Source organism: Nocardia cyriacigeorgica (assembly GCF_010858045.1).
Classification (GTDB): Bacteria; Actinomycetota; Actinomycetes; order Mycobacteriales; family Mycobacteriaceae; genus Nocardia; species Nocardia cyriacigeorgica_E.
Genome location: NZ_JAAGVC010000008.1, coordinates 176,330 through 202,951 on the forward strand (window position 1 = coordinate 176,330; position 26,622 = coordinate 202,951).

Below are 26,622 nucleotides of genomic sequence, written 5' to 3' on the forward strand. Positions count from 1 at the left end.
TCAGGCCGCCTTTCCGCGGGCCTCGACCGTGGCCAGATAGCCGAGGGCCTGAGCCATCGAGCCGGTGCCGTCGGGGGTGTAGCCGGGGCGCAGGTAGTCGACCATCGACTTCAGGACGGTCCCGACCGAGGGCAGCACACCCTCCCGGCAGGCGCGCAGGATGTCGCGGAGGGTCTGCAGGCGGGTGCGCTGCAGGGTCGGGTCGTTACTCACCAGGTACCAGACGAAACGCGCGGAGATCCAGATGGTCAGCGGCAGCGTCACCAGGGTCATGCGCAGGCGGCGGACGTAGCGCGGGTCGAAGTATTCGGCGACCTCGTGGGCGACCATGCGGTGCTCCATCTCCTCGGCGCCGTGCCAGGTGAACAGCGCCGTCATATTCGGGTCGGCGCCCTTCTCCGGCCACGAGCAGTTCAGCACGAAGTGGCCCAGGAAGGCGGTGAAGTTCTCCAGCGCGGCGGTGATCGCGAGACGGTTGTTCAGGTACTGGCGGGCCTGCTTGTGGGAGGTGAACTCGCGGGGCCCGAGCAGGCGGCGCAGCAGGAAGCGGGCCTGTTCCAGCGGCGGCTCGGGATCGATACCGTTGCGGGAGAAGAAGTCGGCCAGCGACTCGTCGTGGGTGTTGGCGTGCATGGTCTCCTGGCCGATGAAACCGAGCACATCCGACCGCAGGGTCGGATCGGTGATGTGCGGCAGAGCTTCGGTGAACGCATCGATGAAGAAGCGTTCGACCTCGGGGAACAGCAGATGGTAGGTGCTGACCATGTGCGAGGCGACCGGGTAATCCGGGATCCAGTGCAGCGGAGTCCGGCTCAGATCGAAGGAGACGTTGCGCGCGCTCAGCCGCAGCGGACCGAATTCGTGGGCGTCCATCACGGGCTTGGACTTACGGAAACGCAGCTTCTTCATGCGTCGGCTCCTTTGCCGAGATAACCGAGGACGAGTGCGGCCACTGCCTCGGGTTGTTCCAGATGAGCGAAATGACCGGCGTCCGGAACGACCTCGCGGACGCTTCCGCCGGGCAGATGATCGAGAGCTCGGGCGCTGGTGCGCGCCAACCCGCAGGTGTCGTCGCGGCCCTGGATGAGCAGGGTGCGGTGCCGCATCGGGGTGAACGCGGCGCGCTGTTCGGTCTCGAAACCACGCGTGCGGCGATACAGCGGGTTCCAGACCGCTCGGTAGTAGCTGAACGCCGCTCGGCGGCGCGCCCGGGTGCCGAGAGCCCGCAGGCCGAGCTCGCGGGTCGCCGACAGGTCGACGCCCGGCGCCCACAGACGCCAGAGCAGCCGGATCAGCGGGCCACCGAGGTACTCCGAGAACGGCGTCGAGACCACGCTCATGTACCAGCTGCGCGGCAACTGACGCACGATCACCGCAGCGTTGCGGCGGATGTTGCGGGGATCGAGCAGGTCGGCGATGACCGCCAGCGGCGGAATCCCGATGACAACGGTGCGGGCGAACAGTTCCGGATGACTGCTCGAGGTCGCGCTCACGATCGCCCCACCCCAGTCGTGGCCGATGAGCACGGCGCGCTCGTCGGCGCCGAGGGCCCGGTGCAGGGCGATGATGTCGCCGACCAGCGAGCCGATCGAGTAGTCGTCGTCGTAGGCGAGCGAGCTGGGCGCGTAGCCACGGGTGAAGGGCGCGACGACGTACCAGCCGGCCGCGGCCAGGGCGGGACCGAGCTCGGACCAGGTCCACGCCGAGTCCGGGAAGCCGTGCACCAGCAGGGCCACTGGATCGCCGGGGTCGCCCCAGGCGAGCGCCGCCAGCTCGGCGGTATCGAGGGAAAACCGCAGTTCAACGGGTTCGGACACCGCTCCTCCGCTCCGATGACGACAGGCCGGGAATCGACCTTCGTTTCCAAATATGCCACAATTGTAAATGTCCGCGACGGACGGTAACACACAACCCGCGAGGAGCCCGCCCCATGACCGCATTCGACCTGGTGATCCGGAACGGCATCGTGTTCGACGGTTCCGGTCGCCCGCCGCAGATCGCCGACGTGGGCGTGCGCGACGGTGTCGTCGCCGAGATCAGCACGGCCACCCTCGACACCACCGGCGTGGACACCGTGATCGAGGCGCGCGGCAAATGGGTCGTGCCCGGCTTCGTCGACATCCACACCCACTACGACGCCGAGATGCTGGTCTCCCCCGCGCTCACCGAATCGATCCGCCACGGCGTCACCACCGCGATCATCGGCAACTGTTCGCTGACCACCATCCTGGCGAGCAACATCGAATGCGCCGACATCTTCAGCCGGGTCGAGGCGGTGCCGCGCGAGGCCGTCATCCGCGTGCTCGACGAGAACCGCACCTGGTCCACCCCGACCGAATACGCCAAGGCCATCGACGAACTCGATCTCGGCCTCAATATCGCCGCCTTCCTCGGTCAATCCGATATGCGCGTGCACGTCATGGGCATGGACCGCGCCGTCGACGAGAAGGTCCGCCCCACCGCCGCCGAGCTCGAGCGGATGACCGCCCTGCTCGAGGAAGCCCTCGACGCCGGATTCCTCGGCCTGTCCGCGACCACCAACTGGATCGACAAGCTCGACGGCGATCTCTACCGCTCGCGGTCGCTGCCCTCGACCTTCGTGCGCGGCAAGGAGTTCCGCGCGCTGAACAAGGTGCTGCGCCGCCGCGGCCGGATTCTGCAGAGCACCCCGCGCATCTCGCTCACGCCCAATATCGGCAAGTTCTTCCTGGCCGCGGGCAGCCGGTTCAAGAAGGGCAAACTGAAGGTCTCGCTGCTCGCCGCCGCCGATTCCAAGGCCTACCCGCCGCTGATCTACTTCATGCTCTACAGCGCTCCGGTGCTCAACAAGCTGTTGAAGGGCGATTTCCGGTGGCAGCATCTGCCGGTGCCGTTCACCGTGTACGCCGACGGGATCGACCTGGTCGTGTTCGAGGAATTCGGTTCCGGCGCGGCCGCTCTCGATATCAAGGATCAGATCGAACGTAACGAACTGTTGCAATCGGAGGAGTACCGGCGCTGGTTCCGGCGCGACTACGAGAACAAATTCTCACCGAAGATCTGGCACCGCAACCTCTTCGACGCCGTCATCGTCGAATGCCCCGACGAATCCCTGATCGCCAAGAGCTTCGGCGAGATCGGCCGCGAACGTGGCATCCATCCGGTCGACGCCTTCCTCGACCTGGTCGTCGAATACGGCAGGCAGATCCGCTGGCGCACCACCATCGCCAACGACCGCCCGAAATACCTGGACAAGCTGGCCGCCAGCAGCGGCGTCCACATGGGATTCGGCGATGCGGGCGCACATCTGCGCAACATGGCCTTCTACAACTATCACCTGCGTCTGCTCGAACGCGTTCGGTCCGCGCAGACCGTGCGCACACCGTTCCTGAGCGTGGAGCGCGCCGTGCACCGGCTCACCGCCGAACTCGCCGACTGGTTCGGCATCGACGCCGGGCACCTGCGTGCGGGCGACCGCGCCGACATCGCCGTGATCGACCCCGAGCGGCTGGACCACAACGTGCACGAGCTCGGCGAACAGGAGATGCCCGAGTACGGCGGCATCCGCCGGATGGTCAACCGGGACAACGGGGCAGTGACCGCCACCATCGTCAACGGGCGCGTCGTCTATCGCGACGGTGAGTTCGCCGAGGGGCTGGGCCGGACCTGGGGCCCCGGCCGTTTCCTGCCTGCCGGTGCCCAGGTGCGCGGTCAGCGTTCCTGACCGCGCATTCGCCCCCGTTACACTGCTCGACGACAGCAGGCAGGAACGGTGGCCGACCCACCGGTAGCGAGCGAAGAGGGCCGTGACGACCGCAGAGGAGTTCCGCACCCGCATCCTCGCCGCGGCCAGGCTCTGCTACATCGAGCAGCCGAACGCCGAGCGCATGCACACCCTCATCGCCGAACGCGCCGGGGTCTCGCGCCCGACGGTGTACAAGTATCTGGGCGATCAGGCCGCGATCAAACGTGCGCTCATGCGTTCCGAGGCGATGGACTACCTGGTCGCCTTGCAACCCGCCTTCGCCCGCCGCTTGCCGTTGCGGGAGCACTTTCGTGAGCTGGTGGTGTTCACGGTGTCCTATTTCCGGGGCAACGATCTGTTCCGTGCCATGCTCGAGGCCGCTCCCGAGGAACTGGCCCGCAGTCTGACCATCGATCTGGCTCCGGTTCTGGCCGAGGGCACCGGGCTGGCCGCGCCGCTGCTGCACGCCATCCATCCCGCGACCGCGGATTCGCCGGTGCCGATCGAGCTGGTGCTCGAGTGGGGGGTGCGGGTGAGCCTGTCGCTGGCCACCATGCCGAGCCCCAATCGCGAACTCGATTCACCCGAGGCGATCGCCGCGCACGTCGACGCGCTGTTCGCCATCGCGGCCACCCCCGCCGGGTGAGGCCGGTCGAGCGTCGGCCGAGCGGATACGATCGGCGAATGCCCACCGCCAGCACGCCCGTCCGCGCTCTCACCGCGCGCTCGGCGATCCTGAGCGTCCTGCTCGGCGCGCATCCGGCCGAGGCGCCGGTCGGATGGATCGTGCGGGTGGGCACCGGTCTCGGCCTCCAAGAGTCGGCGGTGCGCGCGGCGCTCACCCGCATGGTGGCGGCGGGCGACCTGGAACGCAGCGATGCCACCTACCGACTCTCCGAGCGCCTGGCCGAACGTCAACGCCGCCAGGACGCCGCCGTCTCCCCCGATCCCAGACCCTGGGACGGCCGATGGGTTCTCGGGGTGGTCACTGTCGGAGCCGCCGATTCCACCGATCGGGCCGCGTTCCGGGACGCCTTGCGTCAGGCCCGCCTCGGCGAGCTCCGCGAAGGTGTGTGGTGCCGACCCGACAACATCGGGCTCACCATGCCCGCCGCAGCGCGGGAACGCCTGGTCATCTTCCACGGCGATCCCGAGGAACCCTCCCCTGAGCTGGCTCGCCGCCTCTTCCATCCCGAACGCTGGGCCGCCCGCGCCGGCGAGCTGCTCGCGGCCTTCGCCGCGGCGGATACGATCACCGCCCGGTTCGAAGTGGCGGCCGCGACCGTCCGCCACATTCTCGACGACCCGGTCCTGCCGGTGGAACTCCTGCCCGCCGACTGGCCGGGCGCGGCGATCCGCGCCCGCTACGCCGAGTTCCGCGCCGAGTTCTACGCCTTCGCCGCCGACCACATCGGCGAGAACCCGCAGCAGACAGCCTGATTCAGCGTGGACCGGGCGTGCGGTCCGGCTCGCTGCGGTGCCGCGAGACCCGGCCGTCGATGCCCAGCGCCTGCCACAGCCTGCGGGATACCGGGTTCATCATGCCGATCTCCTCGGCCAGCATCCGCACATCGCCGAAATAGCCGCGCAGGGTCGCGCGCGATCGCGGCGATCCCCAGAACACTTCGCGCCGGACGTGATCGGGGATGTCGAACTCGCGCCAGAAATCCCGCGGCGGCACCGCGATCAGATCGCAGGCCACCCGCAGCGCGACCGGAAACACCAGCGACAGCGCGAGCCGCGCGGGCGCCGACGCCCTCGGCACATGCCTGCGCAGGAATTCGTGCGCGAAGGAGATATGCCTGGCTTCCTCTGCCACATGGATCCGCATGACGGCGCGCACCATCGGGTGATAGCCGTCCTGCTCGCGTAGATACTGTTTCTGGATGTGGTCGATCGGTTCCTCACCGGCGAGAACACACATGAAGAAGAAGGACGACGAGATCCGCGGGAACAGCGCCACCAGGGGCGAGACCGCGTGGAACAGCTTCCCGAATCCGGGCGCGTCGATCTCGGACCGGTTCACCGCCTCCTGAAACATCAGGGTGTGGTTGCACTCCTCGATCACCTCATGGGTGGCGTAGCGGAATTCGGCCGACCCGTTGGGCAATTGCCCGAGGTAGACCATGAAGCCCGCGATCAGCAGCTGCTCGAATTGCAGGCCCACCCGCGCGGTGTTCGCCTGGCGGTACATGCCGATGGCGATCTGCCGTTCCCTCGGCTGGGCGCGGTACCAGGGATGGCCGCCGAGCGGGTCGAACTTCGGCAGGATCCAGCGCGGGTCGTCGGGTACGACCTGCACCTCCGGCGCATCCCAGGCGACATCACGGTAGGGGTCGAAATGCCGGTGCACCGAGGCATCGGCCAGTTCGTGCAGCAGGCGGGCGTAATCGGCGGGTTCGCCGGCACGGTTGCGGGGGCCGGCGATCGGGTTCGTCGCGGTCATCGTGCTTACTCCTCTCGTGCCGGTCGATTCAGCCGAGCTTCGGGGTCAGCCGATCGATGATCGCGCCGGTGTCCAGCCCCACCGGCAGCGTGCCGAAGACGTCGCCGCGGTCGCGGCCGAGCCGGGTCCGGGTGAATCCATACGCGACAGCGGGATGACCGAACCGGACCAGCAGTGAGCCCTGCAGCACGAGTGCCATGTCGCCGACGATGCGGCGGGCGCGATGCTGCGCGGTGTCGAAATCGGTGAACTGCGACTCCAGCCGGGCGATCGCCCCGTCGAGCTCGGCGTCGGCGCCGGCCGCGAGTTTCACCTCGTCGAGGAAGGCGCCGAGCGCCGCGGGCTGTTTGGCCATGGCGCGCAGCGTGTCCAACGCGGCGACGTTGCCCGAGCCCTCCCACACCGACATCAGCGGCGCCTCGCGGTAGAGCCGCGGCATGCGCGAGTCCTCGACATAGCCGTTGCCGCCCAGGCATTCCAGCGCTTCGGCGGCGTGAATCGGCCCGCGCTTGCACACGTAGTACTTGCTGACCGCCAGGCTGATCCGGCGCAGCAGGTCGGCCTGCTCGTCGCCGGTCACCGCGCGGTCGGTCAGCTCGGCCAGCCAGAGCGCGACCGTGCTCGCGCCTTCGGCCTCGATCACCAGATCCGCCAGCACATTCCGCATCAGCGGCTGGTCGACGAGGCTCGCGCCGAAGGCTCGCCGGTGCATCGCGTGGTGGATGGCCGCGACCGCGCCGGCGCGCATGGCGGTGGCGGAGCCGAGGGTGCAGTCGAGCCTGGTCAGGTTGACCATTTCGATGATCGTCGGTACGCCGCGACCCTCGTCACCGACCAGCCAGCCGACGGTGTCGTCGTATTCGACCTCGCTGCTGGCATTGGAGTGGTTGCCCAACTTGTTCTTCAGCCGCTGGAGCCGGAAGGTGTTGCGGGTGCCGTCGGGCAGCACCCGCGGAACGAAGAAGCACGACAGGCCTCCCGGCGCCTGAGCGAGCACCAGGAAGAAATCGCACATGGGCGCCGAGGTGAACCATTTGTGCCCGGTGATGCGGTACGTCCCGTCCGGCTGCGGCACGGCGGAGGTGGTGTTCGCGCGGACGTCGGAGCCGCCCTGCTTCTCCGTCATCGACATGCCGGCGAGCAGCCCCGCCTTCTCCGTGGGCGGTGCCAGGACCGGGTCGTAGACGCGGGAGGTCAACAGGGGCTCGTATCGCGCGGCCAGCTCCGGGTTCGCGCGCAACGCCGGGACGACGGCGTAGGTCATCGAGATCGGGCAGCCGTGCCCGGCGTCGACCTGGCCCCAGACGCTCAACTTCGCCGCCCGCACCAGGTGCGGAGCCGGCCGGGTGTCGGCCCATGGCGTGCCGTGCAGTCCGAAGCCGACCGCGTGCCGCATGAGTTCGTGGTAGGCGGGGTCGTAGCGAACCTCGTCGATGCGATGGCCGTACCGGTCGTGGGTGTTCAGCACCGGCTGGTGTTCTTCGGCGAGGTCACCCAGTTCCTGGGCGTGCGCGCTGCCGGCCAGCCTGCCCACCTCGTGCAGTTCGGCCAGCGCGTGCTCGGCGCCGCCACGCCGCAGCGCCTCCAGCACCACCGGCTGATCGGCGGCGTCGAAGTCGACCAGAGGCGGGACCTGGTTGGTGACGATATGGGTGGACATGATGAGAGCTCTCCCTTCGCGGGGCGGACGACGATGACCGCACGAGTCACGCCCGGTGTTACGAGTTTGAAGCGCTCGACGAGAATTTGCAAGAGCCGCGGCGGTCCGGGTTCCACCAGCACGCGGAAGCAGCCGTAGGTGAGGGCGTTGCCCCGGTCCCGAAGGTGGTGGTGTCAGACCCATGTTCAGCGCGCACTGCTGCAAGCCGCGCCCCAGCGGCAGGCTCATTCGCATGCAACGATTCACCAACCGCACTGTCCTGATCACCGGCGGCACCTCCGGCATGGGCCTGGCAACGGCCCGCCGCCTGCTCGATGAAGGCGCCTACGTCGTCATCACCGGACGCGACGACGCCCGGTTGCAGCGGGCCGCCGCCGACCTCGATGCCGGCCCCCGAGTGCTGACCGTGCGCGCCGACGTCTCCGACCTCGACGACCTGGATGCCCTGATGCGCGCCATCCAGACCTGGCGCGGCCGGCTCGACGCGGTCTTCGCCAACGCCGGCACCGGCATCTTCAAACCCAGCGCCGAGCTGACCGAACACGACTTCGACCGCTCGGTCGACGTCAACTTCAAGGGCGTGTTCTTCACGGTCCAGAAGGCACTGCCCCTGTTGCGGGAGGGCAGCGCGATCGTCCTCAATGCCTCATGGACGTTGCACCGCGGTCTGCCGGTCGCCTCGGTGTACTCGGCGACCAAGGCCGCGGTGCACAATCTGGCCCGCACCCTCGGCTCCGACCTCGCGCCACGAGGTATCCGCGTCAACTCGGTCAGCCCCGGCTACATCGACACCGAGATGTACCGCGACGCCAACACCGACCCGGACGCCGACGCCCGCAACGCGGCCCAGGTACCGCTGGGCACCGTCGGCCACGCCGCGGAAGTCGCCGCCGCCGTGGCATTCCTCGCCTCCGACGACGCCTCCTACATCACCGGCCAGGATCTCGTCGTCGACGGTGGACTGGTGGGGTCGTTCCCCAGCGGGCAGTCCGAGTAGCGCCACACCGTCGGGCCCCGCTCGTTTCGGGCGGGGCCGGACGGACGTGGAGCGGGCCGCCGCGGCTCGGCACGTCGGATCCGGTTACTTGGTTGCGACGATCACGGTTCGCCTGTCCGGATCGACCGGGCCGCCGTACAGATCGCCCGCGAATGTGATGTCGAGGAAACCGACTTCGCGCAGTGCCGTTTCGAGTTGCCGCCTCGAGTACATGCGGAGCCGACACCGTCGCGACCATCCTGGGCGGGCCCAGTGCAAGGCGAGTTCCTGTTCGGCCCAATCGAATCGAGCTCGGCCGAGCAGGTCGTGTCGTCGGATGAGCTGATGGCTGATCGGTTCGTCGCCGCTACGCACCCGATGCTCGAAGCTTTCGAGCACATCGATATCCATGACGAGTCTGCCGCCCGGCGCCAGCACGTCGGCCCACGCGGCCAGCGCGGCGCGGTCGTCGTCACGGGTGTCGAGTAGGCCGAAGCTGGTCCAGAGGTTCAGTACGGCATCGTAGGGCCCGGCCGGCGGCGTCCGCATGTCCGCCAGAACGAACGTGCAGTCGGGGTATCCACGCCGGGCATCGTCGAGTTGACTCGGTGAATTGTCCACCCCGACGACCTGGTAGCCCCGGCGGCCGAGCGGGCCGGCATGCCGGCCGAATCCGCAGGGAATATCGAGTATTCGAGCTCCGCGGGGAAGATCGAGCAGGGCGACGATCGCATCGACCTCCGCGTCGGTATCGTCGTAGATCCCGAGCGTGGAGAAGGTTTCACGGAATCCGCCGTCGAAGAATTCGACTGCCCATTGTCCTCGCATGATGCTCCCATAAGCAGCCCTCCGACTACGGCACGGCGGCGAGTATAACTGGGAGAGTGCCAATTCTGGTTACCAGAAATCCCACCTCCGAGTCCCCTGGAATCCGGCCATCGCCGTCGCCAGAGCCAGCGAAAGTAGTTGTCGCCGAGACACTCCCACGTCCACCGCGTCGCGGTCGGCAGTATCGTTCCGGATGTCGAGAGAGCATACCGATGCGCAATAGCCAGGCCGTTTCCCGATCATGGGAAGCGCACGTGCGGGCCGGTGGGTGCTCGTGCGTAATTGTCGACAGATGCGAATCGCATCATCACTAGTCACCGCCGTCGCCCTCACCGTGTCCGGCACCGGACTCGCTGCCGCTCAACCGATTCCGTCGGGATCCGCGCTGCTCCAGCCCGCCTGGCCGCTACCCACCGACGTCGAAGCCGCGGTCCATGCCGCCGGGCTCACACTCTCACACACGATCATGACGACGTATCACTACCACGTGCACCTCGATGTCATCGTGTACGGACAGCACGTCACCGTCCCGGCGTCGGTCGGCATCGACGAAGCCCGGAAGATGGGGTCTCCGTTGCACACTCATGACACCTCCGGCATCGTGCACATCGAGTCCGGCGAAGACATCCCCTTCACCCTCGGACAGTTCTTCACCGAGTGGGGCCAGCCGTTGACGTCCGACCGGGTCGGCCCCATCCAGCTGACTCCACTGGAGACCGTTCAGCTCTATGTCAACGGCACCCGGTACGAGGGCGACCCGGCCGCCTACCGCTTCGTACACCACGATCAAGTCGCACTCGTCGTCGGCACGCGATGGATGACGCCCGCCGTCCCGAGTAGCTACGAGTTCCCTCCCGGACTGTGACGTCCAGACGAACAAAGTTGTTGCACAAGCTATTTAGCCAACCAACATTCCCAAAGGTGAATCATGTGATGTTTGACGCACCACACCGATGCCTCGAAGATCGAGGAGCTCCGGCGCTGCTGGAGACCTGTTGGCCGACATGGTGAGTTCTGATCGAATCGAGGAACCAGGCTATGACCACCGGCACCACTCTGACCGAAACGCAAACACCGGTCCCCCCAGCCGATTTCGATGACTCCCATATCCGGGAGAACCTGCGGTGGGGGCATCTGTTCTGGCCCGGCTCGACCGCGCTGACCGAGGCCCAGATCGATGACCGGGTCTCGCGCTACCGGAAATCACTCGAGCGATACCGCGCGAGTGGGATGAAGGGCAACTACCTGCCCGATGATCTCGAAGTCGACTCGGCCTGGCACGCGCACCAATGCGACCCCGTCGGGTACGCCGAATTCTGCACACGATACTTCGGCGGCATCCTCGCGCATACCGTGACGCTCTGTGTCTGCAAACTCGTCGAGCTCGATCAGAAATAACGTGCCCACATGGGTACACCGCCGGCCGAATAACGTCACCCCGGCGGACAATTGAGACAAGGAGAAGTATATGGACGTGTTGTTGAATCTGATCGCGGCCATGCTGGCATCGCAGACGCCGGCCGCGCCGGCCACTCCGGTGGGTAACTGCCAGACATAACACCGGCACAGACCGACAGCGGAGCTCCGGCGAGACGGCCGGGCTCCGCTGTCGGGCGTTGTCGGGAGTCGTCGAGCGTTCTCCGTGCGGTACCGGGGCGGGATCGCCGCGGTTTCAGCGGGTCGCGATGATCGCCGAACCGTGGCCGAACAGGCCCTGATTCACCGCGATTCCCGCGCGGGCGTTCTCCACTTGCCTGCCGTCGGCCTGTCCGCGCAACTGCCAGGTGAGTTCGCAGACCTGAGCGATGGCCTGGGCGGGGATCGCCTCGCCGAAGCAGGCGAGGCCACCGCTCGGGTTCACCGGAACGCGACCGCCCAGCGTGGTCGCGCCGCTGCGTAACAGGTCCTCGGCGCCACCCTTGTCGCAGAGGCCGATGTCCTCGTACCAGTCCAATTCGAGTGCGGTCGAGAGGTCGTACACCTCCGCGAGGGACAGCTCGTCGGGGCCGAGACCGGCTTCCTCGTAGGCGGCGTGCGCGACAGCGGAGCGGAATTCGCGCGGCGGCGGTTCGACGGCCACGGCGGAGTCGGTCGCGAAATCGGGAAGATCGAGCACGGTTTTGGGGAAGGTCGGGGTGACCGTGGACAGGGCCCGGATGCGCACGGGATCGGTGGCCCCGTGGCGGCGCGCGTACTCCATCGACGTCAGCACCAGCGCGGCGCCACCGTCACTGGTCGCGCAGATGTCGAGCAGGCGCAGCGGATCCGAGACGATGGCCGAAGCCGCGACCTCCTCGGCCGAGACCTCCTTGCGGTACCGGGCATACGGATTGTTCAGCCCGTGCCGGGCGTTCTTCACCTTGACCGCGGCGAAATCGTCGAGCGTGGCGCCGTGCAGCGCCATCCGGCGGCGGGCGTACAACGCGAAATAGATGGGATTGGTCGCGCCGAGCAGGTGGAAGCGCAGCCAGTCCGGATCGTCGCGGCGTTCACCGCCGACCGGCTGGAAGAAGCCCTTGGGGGCGGCGTCCGCGCCGACCACCAGGGCGACGTCGCACAGTCCGGCCAGGATCTGGGCGCGCGCGTTGGCGATGGCCTGGGCCCCGGAGGCGCAGGCGGCGTAGCTGCTCGAAATCCGCGCACCCGACCAGCCGAGCGCCTGTGCGAAGGTGGCGCCCGCCACGAACCCGGGGTAGCCGTTGCGGATCGTGTCGGCACCGGCGATGTAGCCGACGTCGCGGTGATCCACCCCGGCATCCGCGAGCGCCGCACGCACCGCTACCAGCCCGTATTCGACGAAGTTGCGCCCCCATTTGCCCCACTGGTGCATGCCCGCACCGAGGACGGCGATATCGCGGTCATTCGATTCAGGCATCGACCGGCCTCCACATCCACACCGTGTGCTCGGCGTCCTCGTCCTCGTACAGCACGCCGAGGGTCAGCTCGACGGGCATGCCGACGGCCAGATCGTCGACGGTGAGACCGCGCACGACCTGGCCGAGAATCACCATCTGCTCGACCTCGAGTTCCACCGCCGCCACGACATAGGGCTCGAATGGATCGGGCGAGACGTACGGCGCCGGCGGTTTGTACCGGGCGTCGGCATACGACCAGATCCGGCCACGAGTGGACAACAGGTACTCCGTGAGCTCGGAGCCGTCCTTCGGACCGGCGCACTGCGGGTTCCGGCAGGCCAGGGTGTTGCGCGGGAAGTACGGCGTGCCGCAGGTCGTGCAGCGGCTTCCCTTCAGGCGCACCGTGCCGTCGTCGGCGGTGAACCAGTCGGCCACGGCGGGGCGTTGTTCTTTCTGCACGATCCCGACGTTATAGGAACACGTTCTATTTTGGGTCGGAATTCCGCTTCACGGATTCGGTGCGGCAGGTACGGTGAGGCCGGATCGGGAAGGCGATCGCCTCCTGGAGTCGATCTGGAGATCACCACGCGATGGGCACCGAACTCATTGACCCGCAGTCGATTCGCAATGTCACGGTCGTCGGCGCCCCGGAGGATACGAGGGGCGTCGTCCACCGTCTGCGCCGCGCCCTCACCGGGGCCGGGCCCGTATCGGCCGCGTGGCCGACCGGGCACACGATACGACTGGACGAACTGTCGACTCACGCACCGATCCCCCTGCTCGAACGATCCATCCGCCTGGCCGACGGCATGCTGGCCGTCATGAACGCCACCACCGACTCCCCGCGGCTCGAGGCAGCGCTGCGCGTCGCCGACGATCACCAGGTCGCGCGGCTGTGCCTGGTGACCGGCCTCGATCGGCCCGGCGCCGATTTCGATCGCTGCGTCGGCACCATCGCGGGGACCCACGGCGCGGTGCCGCTGGTGCTGCACGTCCCGCACGGACTCGGCACGCTCTTCGACGGCGTCGTACAGCTGATTCCGGTGTGGGCGATGGAGCCGGTGGCCGCCGCCTACTACGGACGGCAGTGGAGTTTCGCCGAGCCGTGGTATCGCCGGTTGCGGGCGGCGATCATCCATTCCGACGCCGCGTTCGCCGATACCGGTATGCCGGATATGCCACCGGAGAGGGTGCACTACCATGTCCGCCGCCTCACCCACGTCGGCGACGCGGTGCCCGTGCTGTGCGATGCGGCCGCTCGCGGCGACGTCACACCGCTACTGCATGCCGTGGTGCGATATCTGCCGTCGCCCCTGCAGGTCTGTCAGCCCGCACACGCGCTCGACTACTGACGGGCCGCACCCGGAGCCGACCCCCACGCGCGAAGGGCGCAGCTCCGGCGGCCGACAACCAGACCTCTTATCGCACAGCGTAATTCGCTCAGCTCAGCGTTTTCAGTGCCGTCGCCTCATATGGCTTCAGCTCGTCGAAGCGGCCGTCGAGCACCTTCGACGCCCACTCCGGATCCTGCAGCAGCGCGCGGCCGACGGCGACGAGGTCGAATTCGTCGCGCTCCATGCGATCGAGCAGGTTGTCGAGGTTGCCGAGCTCGGCGCCGCGGCCCCGGAACGCGTGCAGGAAATCGCCGTCGAGACCGACCGAGCCGACGGTGATGGCCGGCTTGCCGGTGAGCTTCTTGGTCCAGCCCGCCAGGTTCAGGTCCGAACCGTCGAACTCCGGCAGCCAGTAGCGGCGAGTGGAGGCATGGAAGGCGTCCACACCGGCCGCGACCAGCGGCGCGAGAATCGCCTCGAGCGCCTGCGGGGTCTCGGCCAGCCGCGCGTCGTAGGCCTCCTGCTTCCACTGCGAGTAGCGCAGGATCACCGGGAATTCCGGCGAGACGACCGCTCGGACCGCGGCCACGATCTCGGCGGCGAACTTCGTGCGGGCCACCGCGTCACCGCCGTAGCCATCGGTGCGGCGGTTGGTTCGTTCCCACAGGAACTGGTCGATGAGATAGCCGTGCGCACCGTGCAATTCGACGCCGTCGAAGCCGATGCGCTCGGCGGCCGCAGCGGCCTCGGCGAAGGCGCCGATGACATCGTCGAGATCGGACTGCGTCATCGCCTTGCCCGCGCCCTCGGTGCCGTCGACCCGGATGCCGGAGGGGCCGACGGCCGGAGCCTCGGGGTAGGGCTGTTCGCCCTGATTGCGGACCATGCCGATGTGCCACAGCTGCGGCACGATGGTGCCGCCGGCCGCGTGCACGTCCTCGGCGACCTTCGCCCACCCGGCCAACTGTTCCTCGCCGTGGAAGCGCGGCACCCGGTCATGGTTGCCTGCCGACTCGTGGCCGACATAGGTCCCTTCGGTGACGATCAGGCCCACGCCGGCGGCGGCGCGGCGGGCGTAGTAGGACCGCACGTCGTCACCGGGGATACCGTCGGGCGAGAACATGCGCGTCATCGGCGCCATCGCGATGCGGTTGGGGACGGTCAGGCCGTTGAGCTGCACGGGCCGTGACAAGACCTCGGCGGTGCGGGAGGCCGCGGACGCGGTGGTGGTCACTGAATACTCCTATTACTTGACAACATCAATGGTTGAGCACTTCAAGCAATGGCCACGCTAGAGGTAACTATTTGAGATAGTCAAGTTTCTGCGGATAGGGTGGTGACATGACGCAAGCACCCCACGTCGAGACGGCCCGGCTCATGGAGTTGCTGTCGGTGTCGCTCGGCGCCTATTACGGGGACTTCACCGTCGCGGCCGCGAGCGAGAACCTCACTGCGAGCCAAGGCAAAACGTTGACGGTGCTGCGCCGGGGGCCGGTCGCGATGCGCGCCCTGGCCGACACTTTGGCCTGCGACGCGTCCAACGTGACGGGAATCATCAACCGCCTGGAGAAGCGCGGTCTGGTGCGCCGCGAGCCGAGCGCGGTCGACCGGCGCGTCACCACCCTGGTCATCACCCCCGAGGGCGAGCGCGTCACCGACGCGATCCGCGCCAAGATGCGCACCACCCGAAAAGGGCTGGACCGGCTCAGCGACCAGGAACGCGATCAGCTGCGCGTTCTCCTGGAGCGAGTTTTCTGCCACCGGCCGGACTGATCCGGGCCGCTCGCGGACGTCATCGCCGCCGACCGGCCGGACATTCCCGCGCCGTCGCGACAGGCGTCCGCATCCCCGGCGGGCCGTGGTGGACGGCGGAGCGAGCAAGCCGGCCTGCGTCGCCGAAACCCTCGTGCTCATCGTCGCCTGATCGCAGCCGGCACAGCGGAGGTCACCGCCCCCTATCGCGCCTGAGCCTCTTCCCGCCGAAAGATACAGCCGCGCAACGGCTCTCCCCGCGGCCCTCCTGATCTTGCTTCCAGAACGAGCACCACCGCCCCCGGGCGAGCAAGACCAGCAGCCCGAACGCGTGCGCAACGGGGCAGCTCCCATCGGCTGTTCGAGCAGATCAACGCCGCGAAACCCGCCGTGCCCACGGCGCTCTCCACGGTGTCGAAGCCACCACCGAAGCCGACCCTCGTAGTGCCGACGCATCCCCAATCCTGCTATTGCTCTGAGAGTTCTGAACCTAACATAGACGGCTATATTGCCTGTTAGAACTCGTTTCAGTGACAGAATCCACATTAACTTATCGCTTGCGTGGCTACCGCCGGTTGTGACAAGGTTCCTTGCGTCGCCAACTGAAGGGGGAAGCCGATGTCCGATGCCGACGCCGGTTCGGGTGCGCAGCTGAACGCCACATTGACCGACCTGTCGCAGCGGGCACTGGATGAGAACTGGCTCGACGATCCGGCCACGTTCCGGCAGGCGCTGAGCCAGCTGCTCGCCACCGGCGTGATCGAAACGATCCTCGATCCCCCGCCGGCAGCGGCACACCCGTCCCGCCGCTTCTGCGACGCTCTCGCCGACATCGCCGAGGTGTCGGTCGAACTGGCGGAATCGGTACAGATCCAAGCCTTTACGGCGAATACGATTCGCCGGAACGCCGGGCCGGAGCTGTGGGGCGAGCTGTCGGCGGGGATCCGTACCGGGTCCACTGTCGTCGCGAGCTGCGTCAGCGAGGAGCAGAGCGGATCGGATATGTCGGCCATCGCGCTGGCAGCCGAACGCGATGGCGCGGATTTCCGGCTCACCGGGCACAAGGCGTGGGCCGCGCATGCTCCGTTCGCCGACGAGCTGATCGTGTACGCGAGGACCAGCGCGGCGGGGCTCGGCGGGATCACGGCCTTCCTCGTGCCCGCGGGCGCGCCGGGTGTGCGCACCGGAGCACCGGTGGTGTCGGTCGCCGGTTTGGCCGTCCCGACCTCGGACATCACCTTCGACGACGTCCGCGTGCCGGCCCGGCGCGTACTCGGGCGGATCGACCGCGGCGCTCGGGTGGCGAATGTTCTGATCACCCAAGGGCGCGTCGGTGTCGCCGCGTGTGCGCTCGGCCTGGGGACGGCGGCGTTCGACGAAGCGCTGCGGTACGCACGGTCGCACGTGCGATTCGGGCGGCCGATCCTCGAACATCAGGGCATCGGCTTCGCACTGGCCGATATGGCCACCGAACTGGCCGCCGCCCGCGCCCTGCTGTACGTGGCGTGTGACAGCGTCGACGACGATCCCGACGCCGCCGTGACGGCGTGCGCGCAAGCCAAGGTGTTCGCCACCGACGTCGCACTGCGCGTGACGACCGGCGCCCTACAGACTCTCGGCGCCGTCGCCTACCGCCCGGACAATCGCGCCGAACGCCGTTTCCGGCAGGCCAAGCTGCTCCAACTGTTGCAGGGCACCAATGAAATCCAGCGGGTGACGGTCGCGAACCGGCTCGTCGCCCGCCCCGCGAGCACCACATCCGCCTGACCACATCGACATTCACCGCACTCAGCAGGGAGGGGCACGTTGCTGCTGCATGAGGAATTGACCAAGGCGCTACGCGATCATCCGGAGGCTCGGGTGTCGGCGTTGCGCGAGAACCGATCATTCGCCGGAATACACCTGGACGCCGACGCCAAAGCCGAGCTCCTGCGCCGGATACTTCCCGGCCGTTCCCGGGTGCTGGTGATGAGCCGCAACCGACCCGGTTATGTGTCGACGCTGCTGGCCATCTGGCGCAGCGGCCACCTGCCGATTCTCGCCGACCCGGATCTCAGCGATGCCGAAGTCGCCGCACTGATCGGTGACTGCGGGATCGACGCGGTGATCGACGAATCGCGGGTACCGGGGCCCGGCCGCACGGTCGTGCGCACCACCGACCTGGACGAACATCTGGCGGTCCACCACACGGGGCTCGACGGTGCTCGACCCGACCTGGCTCCCGGCACCGAACTCGGCCGCCTCACCTCGGGTTCCACCCGCACACCGGCCTGCATCGAGTTCAGCGGGCAGGCCGTGCTGGCCGCCGCACGGGGCTGGACCGCCGCCAGTGCGCTCACCTCGTCCGATACCAGTCTGTGCTTCGCCGGTCTCTACAACGGGCTGGCCTTCAACACCACGCTCATCCCGAACATTCTCGCGGGCGCCGATATCGTCGTGCCGGGCGTGCCGCCCACGGCGGGCGTCATTCTGCGGTATGTCGGCGCGATGCGGCCGACGATCCTGGTCGCCTTTCCCGCTGCCTACGAACGGCTTTCGTCGTATCCGGTCGACGACATCGCACCGCATGTGCGTACCGCGCTCGGCGCGATCCGACTGCGACTGTCCTCGGCGGCGCCGCTGTCGGACGAGGTCGCCGACCGCGTGACCGCGCTGTCGGGCCCGATCTGCGACTACTACGGGATCGCCGAAACCGGGCCGATCACCTTCCGCGCCGACCCGGACGATCGGCGATCCCTCGGCAAGCCGCTGCCCGGGGTGACGGTGTGCACCGGTCCGCACGCCGCCGACGACCCGGCGGTGTTGTGGGTGCGCACGCCCTCGATGGGCACCACATACCTCAACTATCCCGGCGAATTCGAGGCCCACCGTACCGCCGACGGCTGCTACGTCACCGCTGATGTCGGCGAGGTCGTCGGCGGCCGGGTCTATCTGCGCGGTCGCGCCCTGCCCACGCTGAATATCGGTGGGCGCAAGTTCGGGCCGGAGGCCATTCGGTCGGTGATCCTGGACCATCCCGGTGTCGAGGACTGCCACGTGGTGCAGGCCCGCACGCCGACCGGCCGCGATTGTCTCGGTGCGGTGGTCCAGGCGCCGCACGGGATCGACGAGGCCGCGCTGCGCCGGCATATGCGGGCGGCGCTGGCCGAGTACAAGGTCCCCGAAGTCGTGGTCGTCGTGCCACGGTTGCCCCGCGGTTCCGCGGGCAAGGTCAAGGCAGCCGCGGCTCGTGAGCTGGTGGCTGCGGCATTTCCCCACCCTGCGTCGAAGGCTCCCTCATGAATTCCACTCATCTTGCCGATATGACCACCGCGGTCGCCGATCTCGTCGCCACCGCCACCGACGGTCTCATCGACAGTTCTTCGGCCCGCGCATCGGCCCGCACGTTCGCCGAGCACGGCATGTCGTCGCTGTCGTTCCTGCGCCTGGTCGACGCCCTCGAGATCACCTACGGCATCGAGATCGACCTCGAGACCGAGCTGGACGCCCTGCGCACCGTCGCTTCCATCGTCGACTATCTGAGCGCGAAGGGGGTGCGATGATCGAGGCCCCGGTCGCGATCGCCGGCGTCACCGGCCGCCTCGGGTCGGCCATCCGCACGGCGTGCGCACAGCATGCGATCACCGTCGCCGCGACGTCGTGCGGGGCGGGTTGGACCTTCGACGCCGAGGGCATCGGGCTGGTCATCGATGCGAGCGTCGCGGCGGCGGTCGACGAGACGATCCTGGTGTGCGATCGCGCCGACAGCGCCCTGCTGTACTGCGTGTCGAACCCGTCGGCGACCACGCTCGCGAAACTGCGCGCGTTGAGCCGGCGCGTCCCGGTGGCCGTCGCCGCCAATCTCAGTCCGCTGCACTGGGTTCACTCCCGTGCCACCGCGCTCAGCTGTGACCTGCTGGCGGCGGCGGGGATCGCGACTCGGGCCACGGTGGTCGACCGCCATCCGCCGACCAAGCGGGACGCCCCTTCGGCCACCGCGCGGGTGCTCGCCGACTCCATCCCGGAGCCGGTCACCGTCGTCAGTGAGCGTGCGGGCGGGCCGGTCAGCGATCACCGCGTCGTGCTCACCGCGACCGGAGAGACCTACGAGCTGTCCCACTCGGTGCGGGATCTGCGCCTGGCCGCGTCCGGCGCGCTGTGTCTCGGCGCCGAAATCCGCGCTGCCGCACCGGGAATCTATTCCGCCGACGATCTGTACGCACGCATCGCCTGCCGAGAAAGGCACCCCTGATGTCCGATATCTCACCGCTGGTCGTGCACGCGGCCATCGGTTCGCGCGCGCTGTCGGCGGCCGGCCACGACGACTTCAACCAGGGCCAGATCTCCTGCCGCAGGCCGGGGAGCGCCACCTTCATGATCAAGGGTGCGCTCACCGGATTCGACGAGGCCACGCCCGACGACTTCGTGGCCGCCGACCTGAGCCCCGCGCAACCGCCCACCGCCCTCGCTCCCCCGGAATTGCCGCTGCACCAAGCGATTTACACCGCTAGGCCCGAGGTGGCGGCCATCGTGCACAGCCATGCGCCGGCCGGTCTGGTCTTCGGTGCGCTCGATACCGAACTCGTGCCGCTGAGCCACGAGGGCGCGCTGCTGGCCGGCAGTGTGCACCGATTCACCGATACCAGCCACACCGTGCTCACCCTCGACGTCGGTGCGGCGATCGCGCATCGCCTCGGCGACGGTATCGCGGTCTTTCTGGTCAATCACGGCAGCGTGATCGTCGGCCGCAGTGTGCGGCACGCGGTGGTGTTCGCGCTCATGCTGGAGCGGGCCTGCCGGCTGCAACTCGATGCTCTCGCCAGCGGCCGGCCGTTCACGGTGTCCACGCCGGTCGACGTCGACGCCAAACGGGACTACATCTTCTCCGACCTGTCGGTGCGCACCTATTGGGACCACACCCGGCGACGGGTGCTGCGCAAGTTCCCCGAGGCCGGGCAATGGTGAGCGGCAGCGCGCTGGCGGCGCGCCCGATGCGCTGGGCCGATCTGGTCGATCCGCGGCCGCCGCGTATCCATCGGATCGAACCGGTGACCGGCCCGCTCGCGGCGGCGGTGGGCCGGCTCGACGCCGTGCTCGGCCGCCACGGGGAGTCCGCGGCCCGCGCCGTCCCCTCGGCCGGGGCCATCTACCCCTACGAAATACTGCTCACCACGGCCGATCACGGCGCGTGCGCGCTGGTCGATCCGGCCCGCAGGCAGGTACTGGTCCGGCATCGCGACGACTTCCGGATCGCCCCCGATGGGGCCGGTTATCTGCTGGTGGGCCGGCCCTGGCTGTCGATGCGCAAGTACGGTTCGCGCGGCTACCTCTACCACCTGATCGACAGCGGTCACGCGCTGCTGAATCTGGCGCTGCTCGACCGGGCCGGCCCGCCGGCCTCCGCCCCGGACCGGTGGTTGCCCCCGGTCCGCGCGGCCGGCGCGCACGATGCGCTGGCGGTCGGCCATCTCCGCACCGATCCCGGCCCTGCCGATCCGCTGCCGCACTGGCGGATGGTGGTGACCACCGATGACACCGTGCACACCGGCCGCACCGCCTACGAGCAGTGGGCCACACAGCTGATTCCGAGCGGTCCGAGCCGGCCGGTCCTGATCAGCGGCGTCGCGGAGCGCGCAGAAACGCTGCGAGGACTGCTCACCACCCGACGATCCGCACGCGGCTTCACCGCCACGCCCGCCCCGCGCCTGGCCGACGCACTGCACGACGGCTTCCAGCGAGCGGCGATGATGTTGTCCCAGTTCCGGTTACCGATGCCGAGAACCCACATCGTCGACCCGTCACGTGGCGCGCCCGGGCTGGGCGGCGACGACCTGCTGGCCGGGCTGGGCGGGCAGGAACATCTCCGGCACGCCGCCGCCTTCGTGGTGATCGGCGCACCCTCGTCGCCGTCGGATCACATCGACGACGAACGCAAGAAACTGCTGCTCGCGGTCGGGGTGCTCGGGCAGGCACTGTATCTGGCCGCCACCGAGCACGCGGTGGGCGTCACCGGCGTCGGCGGCATCGATCCCTCGTATTGGCGCCGCTTCCTGGCCGCGGGTGAGCAACCGCTGTATCTGATCGCGCTCGGCACCGCTGCCGATGATGCGGCAGGCAAGGTCGACGCCCTCGCCCAGGGATCACATGAGTGAAGGAATGAATCGATGACCACCGCGCAAGCAGCGCAGCTGCCTCGCTCCAACGTTTCCCGCGTGGACCGGCCGCAGGCCGCCCGGATTCTCGCCGAGGCCTTCACCGACGATCCGGTGTGGAACGAACTGAAGCCGCGTGGACGGCGGCGTGCCGCGGCCGCCCTGTACTGGGTGTTTCGCGCTGAGGTCGCGATCGCCGCCGCGCTCGGCGCCTATCTGCAAGCGACCTACGATCCGGCGGGCCGGATCACCGCGGTCGTCATCGCGTATGCCCGAAGCGGGCCCGGGTTCCCTTGGTGGACAGCGTTTTTCCGGCTTCCGGCGATGGCGCTGCTCGGCGTCCGCCGCACCGTGCAGGCTGCCCGCATGGCAGCCGCGGCCGAATCGCATCAACCGCATGAACCCCATATCTACGCCTATTACGGCGGCTCGCGCACCCTCGGCGGTGGCGCGACCCTGATCAAGCGCGTGATGCGGGAGGCCGCCGCGCGGAATCTGCCGGTGTACGGCGAGGCGAAATCCACGGAAATGCTGGAGATCTTGCGGATTCTGCGCTGGCAGATCGAACCACCGATCGATATCGGCTACGGCCGCACCCTCACTCCTGCCCGCTGGCGAGCCGAAGGACCGCGATGATCACCCGTCTCACCGGCGTCGCCACCGCCGCGCCGAAGCTGCTGCTCACGATTGTCGGCGTGGCGTTCGTGGTGTTCGGCGCACTCGGTTCCCTGGTCACCGACCGGCTCTCGGCCGGCGGGTTCACCAGTCCCGATGCCGAATCCAGCCGCGCCGCCGAGGTGCTGGCCGAGGAATTCGGCATCACCGGGATGCAGCTGATCCTGGCGGTCGACGCCGACTCCGCGTCGAGCCCCGCCACGTCGGCCCGTGCCGTCGAGATCGTCACCCGGCTGCGCGGCGAGCCGGATATCTCCGGGGCGATCTCGCCGTGGACCGAACCCGCGGTGGCGCCCGAGCTGATCAGCGACGACGGCCGCACGGGACTGATCGTGGCGGCCGTGCGCGGTGACGACAACAGTGCGCCCGCCGCCGCGGCGGCGCTGGTGGATCGTTATACCGGCGAACACGATGGCCTCACCATTCGCGCGGGCGGCCAGGCGGTCGTCTTCCACGAGGCCAACAGCCAGGCAGCGCGCGATCTCGCCCTCGCCGAGGCCATCGCGCTACCGCTGTGCTTCCTGTTGTCGACCTGGTTCCTGCGCAGCGCGATCGCCGCGGCGATTCCGGTGCTGGTGGGTGCGGTATCGATCGTGACGACCACGGCGATCCTGTATGCCCTCACCTTCGTGGTGGAACTGTCGATCTTCGCGATGAACCTGACCACCGCGATCGGCCTTGCCCTCGCCATCGATTACTCGCTGCTGATCATCAGCCGGTACCGCGAGGAGATCGCGGGCGGCCACGAACCCACCGCGGCCCTCACCGTCGCGATGCGCCATGGTGGGCGCGCGGTGTGCTATTCCGGCATCACCGTGGCGATCGGCGTGGTCGCCATGGTGTTCTTCCCCCTGTCGTTTCTGCGCTCGGTGGCCTTCGCCGGGGTGGCGGTCGTCGGGTTGTCGGTGCTGCTGACGCTGACCATGGTGCCTGCGCTGCTGGCGGTGCTCGGGGCCCGCATCAACCGCAAACCGCTGCGCGAGGCCACTCCGGTCGCCGAGACCCGGCTGTATCGGATCGCGCGGGCCGTCCAGGCCCGGCCGCTGGCATGGGCCGTGCCGATCGTCCTCGTGCTGCTGGCGCTCGGCGCACCCGTCACCGGTATGCGGCTCGGGCTGCCCGACGAGCGGGTGTTGCCGGCCGAGGCCACCGCGCATCAGGTTGGCGACGATGTGCGCCAGCGATTCGGCGCCAACCCCACCGGCGTGGTCCAGATCGTGCTCACCGGTCCCACGGAATCGCACGCCCTCGGCGCCTATGCCGCGCGGCTGTCGGAGGTCGCCGGGGTGACCGACGTGACCAGCGCTTCGGGGATCTTCGTCGACGGTCGGCGCGTTGCCGATGGTGAGGCCGCGATGGCCTCTCCCGCCGCCGCCCATCTCACGGTGTCGACCACCTCGAACCCGTACTCCGAAGGCGCGCGTGACCAGCTCGATGACCTCAGGGCCGTCGACGCCCCCGCACCGGCCCTGTTCGGCGGGCTCGCTCAGCAGACCCGCGACACCGCCTCCGGCATCAGCGACGCGTTCCCGAAGGCGCTGATCTGGATCGCGGTGGTCACCTTCGCGCTGCTGCTCCTGCTCACCGGCAGCCTGGTGTTGCCGCTGAAGGCGCTGGTACTGAACACGCTGTCGTTGTCGGCGACCTTCGGCGCGTTGGTCTGGATCTTCCAGGACGGCCATTTCGCGGGCCTCGGTACGGCCGCGCCCGGCTATCTCGCCGCGACCGTTCCGGCCCTGGTGTTCTGCACCGCGTTCGGGCTGTCGATGGATTACGAGGTGTTCCTGCTGACCCGGTTCCGCGAGGAATGGGACAGATCCGGCAAGACCCGCGCCGACAACGACACCGCGGTCGCCGTCGGCATCGCCCGCTCCGGCCGGGTGATCACCGCGGCCGCGGCGCTGATGGCCGTGGTGTTCGCGGCGGTCATCAGCAGTGACCTGTCGCTGTTGCGGGCCTTCGGACTCGGTTTGACGCTCGCCGTCCTGGTGGACGCGACCCTGGTCCGGCTCGTGCTGGTGCCCGCCTTCATGCGGGTGGCGGGCACCTGGAATTGGTGGGCACCGCGGCGGCTACGCCCGGCCCTTGACACCTTCGCGCTGCGCGAGTGATCACGCTGCCGAAACCCCCTGAAAGGCAACCACTGTGACCATCGACAAATTCGCCACGCGGATCGAATTCGCCGCGATGATGCATTTCGTCCGCGATCTCGAAGAAACCGGGCAGGCCCCCGTGTTCCGGGTGATGGAATCGGCGACCACCGACAAGGTCCGGGTCGCTGGAGCGGACCGGATCATGCTCGGCTCCAACAACTATCTCGGCCTTGCCACTCACCCGGAGGTGCTCAGGGCGGCTCGCGACGCCATCGACCGTTACGGTGCCGCCAGCACCGGCAGCCGGGTGGCCAACGGAAGCTACGCATTGCATGCCGAACTCGAAGCCGAGCTCGCCGATTGGCACGGCTGCCAGGCCGCGGTGTTGTTTCCCACCGGGTATCAGACCAATGTCGGCACCATCAGCGCGCTGGTCCGCGACAGCGACACCGTCATCTTGGATTGGGCCGCGCACGCCTCACTCAACGACGGCGTGAAGCTGTCCGGCGCCGAGGCCGTGCGGGTCCAGCACAACGACGTCGGCGAGCTCCACGAATTGCTCGACCGCACCGCGCGGTCCGGCAACCCGACGCTGGTCGTGGTCGACGGGCTGTATTCCATGGAAGGCGATATCGCGCCGCTGGACCGCATCGCCGCGCTGTGCGACCGATACGACGCGATGCTGATGGTCGACGAGGCGCACAGTGCCGGGATCCTCGGACCGAACCGGACGGGCGCCGTCGAGTTGTTCGGCGTCGCCGGCTCGGTGGATATCCGGATGGGCACGTTGTCGAAGGCGATCGGGTCCATCGGCGGTTACGTGGTCGGGCCCAGCGATCTCACCGACTACCTGCGCACGCACGCGCGCGCCTTCCAGTTCACCACCGCGGCCACGCCCGCGTCGGTGGCCGCCGCCCTCGCCGCCGTGCGCGTCATCCGGTCCGCGGAAGGTGCTCAGCGCGCCGCCCGGCTCATCGACAACGTCCGCAGGCTTCGCGACGGGCTGGCCGCACACGACATTCCCACGCTGGCACCGTCGATCGGCCCGGGCGGTGACGAACTGCTGGGGCCGATCGTGCCCGTGCCGATCGACGGCGAACCCATGCTGGTCGAGGTCTGGAACGAACTGTTCCGGCGCGGAATCTTCAGCGGTATCAGCGTCTTTCCCGGCGTCCGGATGGGTAAGCCGCTGCTGCGCCTGTGCGTCACCGCGGAGCATTCGACCACCGATATCGACGCCGTCGCCGCCGCCATCGCCGAGGTCGTCCCGGTGTCGTGCCGACCTGTCCCGCTGTGAACGCACATCACACCCTCTCAGAACGGAATACAACCATCATGGGCACCATTCGGGTCGAGGCCGACCTTCCCGCCGCACCGCACGACGTCTTCGACGTGCTGCTCACCCCAGCCACCTGGCCTCGGTGGTTCACCATCCACGACCGCTTCGTCGATCTCCCGCCCGCGCGGCTGCGCGTCGGCTCCCGGATGAGCGCCAAGGTCACGCTGCTCGATATCAGCCTGCACGTGGCGTGGGAGGTCCGCGCCGTCGACGAATCCGCCGCCCTCACGATTGCCGGGTCCGGCCCGGTGGGGGTCGGATGCGAATTCACCTACACGCTCGCAAGGAGCGGCACCGGCACTCTCATCAGCGCCGACGGCAGTTTCGGCGGTCCGATGGTGCGCGGCTCGCTCAGCCGTGCGCTGGAGAAGAACGGTTCCATCCAGCTGACCCGCTCGCTCGGTCTGCTCGGCGAACTCGCCGCCGCGGTCGATGACGGTGGCGTGGTGTTGTCGGCGAGGGAGTGATCGGTCCGCGGCAGCGGCGCTCCCGCAACCGCACCGCCGGTCAACCGAACAGCCCGGCGCCGATCGTCTCGCCCGGTCGAACGCCCGGTGGCATGGCGAAGAATCCGCTGCCGGTGTGTTGGATCAGCGGGTTCAGACGGTCGGTGGCCATGGCCTGCTGAGCTCTGATGAATTGCTCGGGCGGGTTGTTCTGATACGCGGCGAAGAGCAGGCCGACGTCGAGCTGGCTGTGGCCGCCGTGGGTGTGTTCGGGGGTGCCGGGCGCATGGGTGTGCGGGCGGGCGATCGACGAAGCGGTCGTGGATGGTGAACCACCGAGGCCAGGTGGCTGGGGTGAGCAGC

Annotated in this window: 26 protein-coding genes and 1 pseudogene; 18 read left to right on the plus strand and 9 right to left on the minus strand. The window is 68.5% G+C overall.

Features of this window, described 5'->3' with window-relative positions:
- Together GV790_RS10970 and GV790_RS10975 are read right to left on the minus strand one after the other, a co-directional pair.
- The gene (locus GV790_RS10970; protein ID WP_163813240.1) at nt 1–909 is read right to left on the minus strand and encodes a metal-dependent hydrolase; all 909 of its coding nucleotides are present in this window, start codon (nt 907–909) and stop codon (nt 1–3) included.
- Nucleotides 906–1,817, minus strand: a complete 912-nt coding sequence (locus tag GV790_RS10975) for an alpha/beta fold hydrolase (protein ID WP_163813241.1) — start codon at nt 1,815–1,817, stop codon at nt 906–908. Before GV790_RS10975 ends, GV790_RS10970 begins: the two co-directional genes overlap by 4 nt.
- A 113-nt stretch (nt 1,818–1,930) precedes the next feature.
- Here GV790_RS10975 and GV790_RS10980 point away from each other — a divergent pair, with 113 nt between their 5' ends.
- The 3 genes from GV790_RS10980 to GV790_RS10990 all read left to right on the plus strand — a co-directional run bounded on the left by GV790_RS10980 (nt 1,931) and on the right by GV790_RS10990 (nt 5,164).
- The gene (locus tag GV790_RS10980; RefSeq protein WP_163813242.1) at nt 1,931–3,703 is read left to right on the plus strand and encodes an N-acyl-D-amino-acid deacylase family protein; all 1,773 of its coding nucleotides are present in this window, start codon (nt 1,931–1,933) and stop codon (nt 3,701–3,703) included.
- Nucleotides 3,704–3,785: 82 nt separating this feature from the next.
- Nucleotides 3,786–4,370: a TetR/AcrR family transcriptional regulator gene (locus GV790_RS10985; protein ID WP_163813243.1), complete on the plus strand. Its 585-nt coding sequence runs from the start codon at nt 3,786–3,788 to the stop codon at nt 4,368–4,370.
- 38 nt (nt 4,371–4,408) lie between these two features.
- Complete coding sequence (locus GV790_RS10990; protein ID WP_163813244.1) at nt 4,409–5,164, plus strand: PaaX family transcriptional regulator C-terminal domain-containing protein; 756 nt, start codon at nt 4,409–4,411, stop codon at nt 5,162–5,164.
- 1 nt (nt 5,165) lies between these two features.
- Here the strand turns inward: GV790_RS10990 and GV790_RS10995 are convergent, their stop codons facing one another.
- Together GV790_RS10995 and GV790_RS11000 are read right to left on the minus strand one after the other, a co-directional pair.
- Nucleotides 5,166–6,170: an AurF N-oxygenase family protein gene (locus tag GV790_RS10995; protein WP_163813245.1), complete on the minus strand. Its 1,005-nt coding sequence runs from the start codon at nt 6,168–6,170 to the stop codon at nt 5,166–5,168.
- A gap of 28 nt (nt 6,171–6,198) precedes the next feature.
- Nucleotides 6,199–7,833, minus strand: coding sequence for an acyl-CoA dehydrogenase family protein (locus GV790_RS11000; protein WP_163813276.1), 1,635 nt, complete (start codon nt 7,831–7,833; stop codon nt 6,199–6,201).
- A gap of 229 nt (nt 7,834–8,062) precedes the next feature.
- On the opposite strand from GV790_RS11000, the gene GV790_RS11005 reads away from it, so the two are divergent.
- Nucleotides 8,063–8,827 carry an SDR family NAD(P)-dependent oxidoreductase gene (locus GV790_RS11005; RefSeq protein WP_163813246.1) on the plus strand — a complete coding sequence of 255 codons (765 nt, stop codon included), beginning with the start codon at nt 8,063–8,065 and terminating at the stop codon, nt 8,825–8,827.
- A gap of 84 nt (nt 8,828–8,911) precedes the next feature.
- Here the strand turns inward: GV790_RS11005 and GV790_RS11010 are convergent, their stop codons facing one another.
- Entirely contained in the window at nt 8,912–9,634 is a 723-nt protein-coding gene (locus tag GV790_RS11010; protein ID WP_163813247.1) for a class I SAM-dependent methyltransferase, read from the minus strand.
- Between the two features lie 292 nt (nt 9,635–9,926).
- On the opposite strand from GV790_RS11010, the gene GV790_RS11015 reads away from it, so the two are divergent.
- The gene (locus tag GV790_RS11015) at nt 9,927–10,499 is read left to right on the plus strand and encodes a hypothetical protein (RefSeq protein ID WP_163813248.1); all 573 of its coding nucleotides are present in this window, start codon (nt 9,927–9,929) and stop codon (nt 10,497–10,499) included.
- A gap of 173 nt (nt 10,500–10,672) precedes the next feature.
- Nucleotides 10,673–11,032 (plus strand): hypothetical protein, encoded by a 360-nt coding sequence (locus GV790_RS11020; RefSeq protein ID WP_163813249.1) that lies wholly within the window; start codon nt 10,673–10,675, stop codon nt 11,030–11,032.
- Nucleotides 11,033–11,306: 274 nt separating this feature from the next.
- On the opposite strand, the gene GV790_RS11025 is transcribed toward GV790_RS11020, so the two are convergent.
- A complete protein-coding gene (locus tag GV790_RS11025) occupies nt 11,307–12,509 on the minus strand; it encodes a lipid-transfer protein (protein ID WP_163813250.1) in 1,203 nt (400 codons plus the stop codon).
- On the minus strand, nt 12,502–12,924 hold the full coding sequence (locus GV790_RS11030) for a Zn-ribbon domain-containing OB-fold protein (RefSeq protein WP_175585859.1): 423 nt from the start codon (nt 12,922–12,924) through the stop codon (nt 12,502–12,504). Before GV790_RS11030 ends, GV790_RS11025 begins: the two co-directional genes overlap by 8 nt.
- Nucleotides 12,925–13,079: 155 nt before the next feature.
- Between GV790_RS11030 and GV790_RS11035 the strand changes: the two genes are divergently transcribed.
- Entirely contained in the window at nt 13,080–13,841 is a 762-nt protein-coding gene (locus tag GV790_RS11035; protein ID WP_163813252.1) for a hypothetical protein, read from the plus strand.
- 88 nt (nt 13,842–13,929) lie between these two features.
- Here GV790_RS11035 and GV790_RS11040 read toward each other — a convergent pair whose 3' ends face one another.
- Entirely contained in the window at nt 13,930–15,057 is a 1,128-nt protein-coding gene (locus tag GV790_RS11040) for an NADH:flavin oxidoreductase (protein ID WP_163813253.1), read from the minus strand.
- Between the two features lie 107 nt (nt 15,058–15,164).
- On the opposite strand from GV790_RS11040, the gene GV790_RS11045 reads away from it, so the two are divergent.
- From GV790_RS11045 to GV790_RS11095, 11 genes are all read left to right on the plus strand, one after another.
- Nucleotides 15,165–15,596 (plus strand): MarR family winged helix-turn-helix transcriptional regulator, encoded by a 432-nt coding sequence (locus GV790_RS11045; protein ID WP_218586401.1) that lies wholly within the window; start codon nt 15,165–15,167, stop codon nt 15,594–15,596.
- 597 nt (nt 15,597–16,193) lie between these two features.
- Complete coding sequence (locus GV790_RS11050; protein ID WP_163813254.1) at nt 16,194–17,342, plus strand: acyl-CoA dehydrogenase family protein; 1,149 nt, start codon at nt 16,194–16,196, stop codon at nt 17,340–17,342.
- Between the two features lie 39 nt (nt 17,343–17,381).
- Entirely contained in the window at nt 17,382–18,857 is a 1,476-nt protein-coding gene (locus tag GV790_RS11055) for a class I adenylate-forming enzyme family protein (RefSeq protein ID WP_163813255.1), read from the plus strand.
- On the plus strand, nt 18,854–19,117 hold the full coding sequence (locus GV790_RS11060; RefSeq protein ID WP_163813256.1) for an acyl carrier protein: 264 nt from the start codon (nt 18,854–18,856) through the stop codon (nt 19,115–19,117). Before GV790_RS11055 ends, GV790_RS11060 begins: the two co-directional genes overlap by 4 nt.
- Complete coding sequence (locus tag GV790_RS11065; RefSeq protein ID WP_163813257.1) at nt 19,114–19,806, plus strand: dihydrodipicolinate reductase C-terminal domain-containing protein; 693 nt, start codon at nt 19,114–19,116, stop codon at nt 19,804–19,806. Before GV790_RS11060 ends, GV790_RS11065 begins: the two co-directional genes overlap by 4 nt.
- Nucleotides 19,806–20,519, plus strand: coding sequence for a class II aldolase/adducin family protein (locus tag GV790_RS11070; protein ID WP_163813258.1), 714 nt, complete (start codon nt 19,806–19,808; stop codon nt 20,517–20,519). Before GV790_RS11065 ends, GV790_RS11070 begins: the two co-directional genes overlap by 1 nt.
- Nucleotides 20,513–21,706: a nitroreductase family protein gene (locus GV790_RS11075; protein WP_163813259.1), complete on the plus strand. Its 1,194-nt coding sequence runs from the start codon at nt 20,513–20,515 to the stop codon at nt 21,704–21,706. Before GV790_RS11070 ends, GV790_RS11075 begins: the two co-directional genes overlap by 7 nt.
- 12 nt (nt 21,707–21,718) lie before the next feature.
- Nucleotides 21,719–22,342, plus strand: a complete 624-nt coding sequence (locus tag GV790_RS11080) for a hypothetical protein (RefSeq protein WP_163813260.1) — start codon at nt 21,719–21,721, stop codon at nt 22,340–22,342.
- On the plus strand, nt 22,339–24,492 hold the full coding sequence (locus tag GV790_RS11085) for an MMPL family transporter (RefSeq protein ID WP_163813261.1): 2,154 nt from the start codon (nt 22,339–22,341) through the stop codon (nt 24,490–24,492). Before GV790_RS11080 ends, GV790_RS11085 begins: the two co-directional genes overlap by 4 nt.
- Nucleotides 24,493–24,526: 34 nt before the next feature.
- Nucleotides 24,527–25,771, plus strand: a complete 1,245-nt coding sequence (locus GV790_RS11090; protein ID WP_163813262.1) for an aminotransferase class I/II-fold pyridoxal phosphate-dependent enzyme — start codon at nt 24,527–24,529, stop codon at nt 25,769–25,771.
- A gap of 38 nt (nt 25,772–25,809) precedes the next feature.
- The gene (locus GV790_RS11095) at nt 25,810–26,280 is read left to right on the plus strand and encodes a type II toxin-antitoxin system Rv0910 family toxin (RefSeq protein ID WP_163813263.1); all 471 of its coding nucleotides are present in this window, start codon (nt 25,810–25,812) and stop codon (nt 26,278–26,280) included.
- 40 nt (nt 26,281–26,320) lie between these two features.
- Here the strand turns inward: GV790_RS11095 and GV790_RS11100 are convergent.
- A pseudogene (locus GV790_RS11100) lies at nt 26,321–26,622 on the minus strand (Dyp-type peroxidase domain-containing protein); the annotation flags it as partial.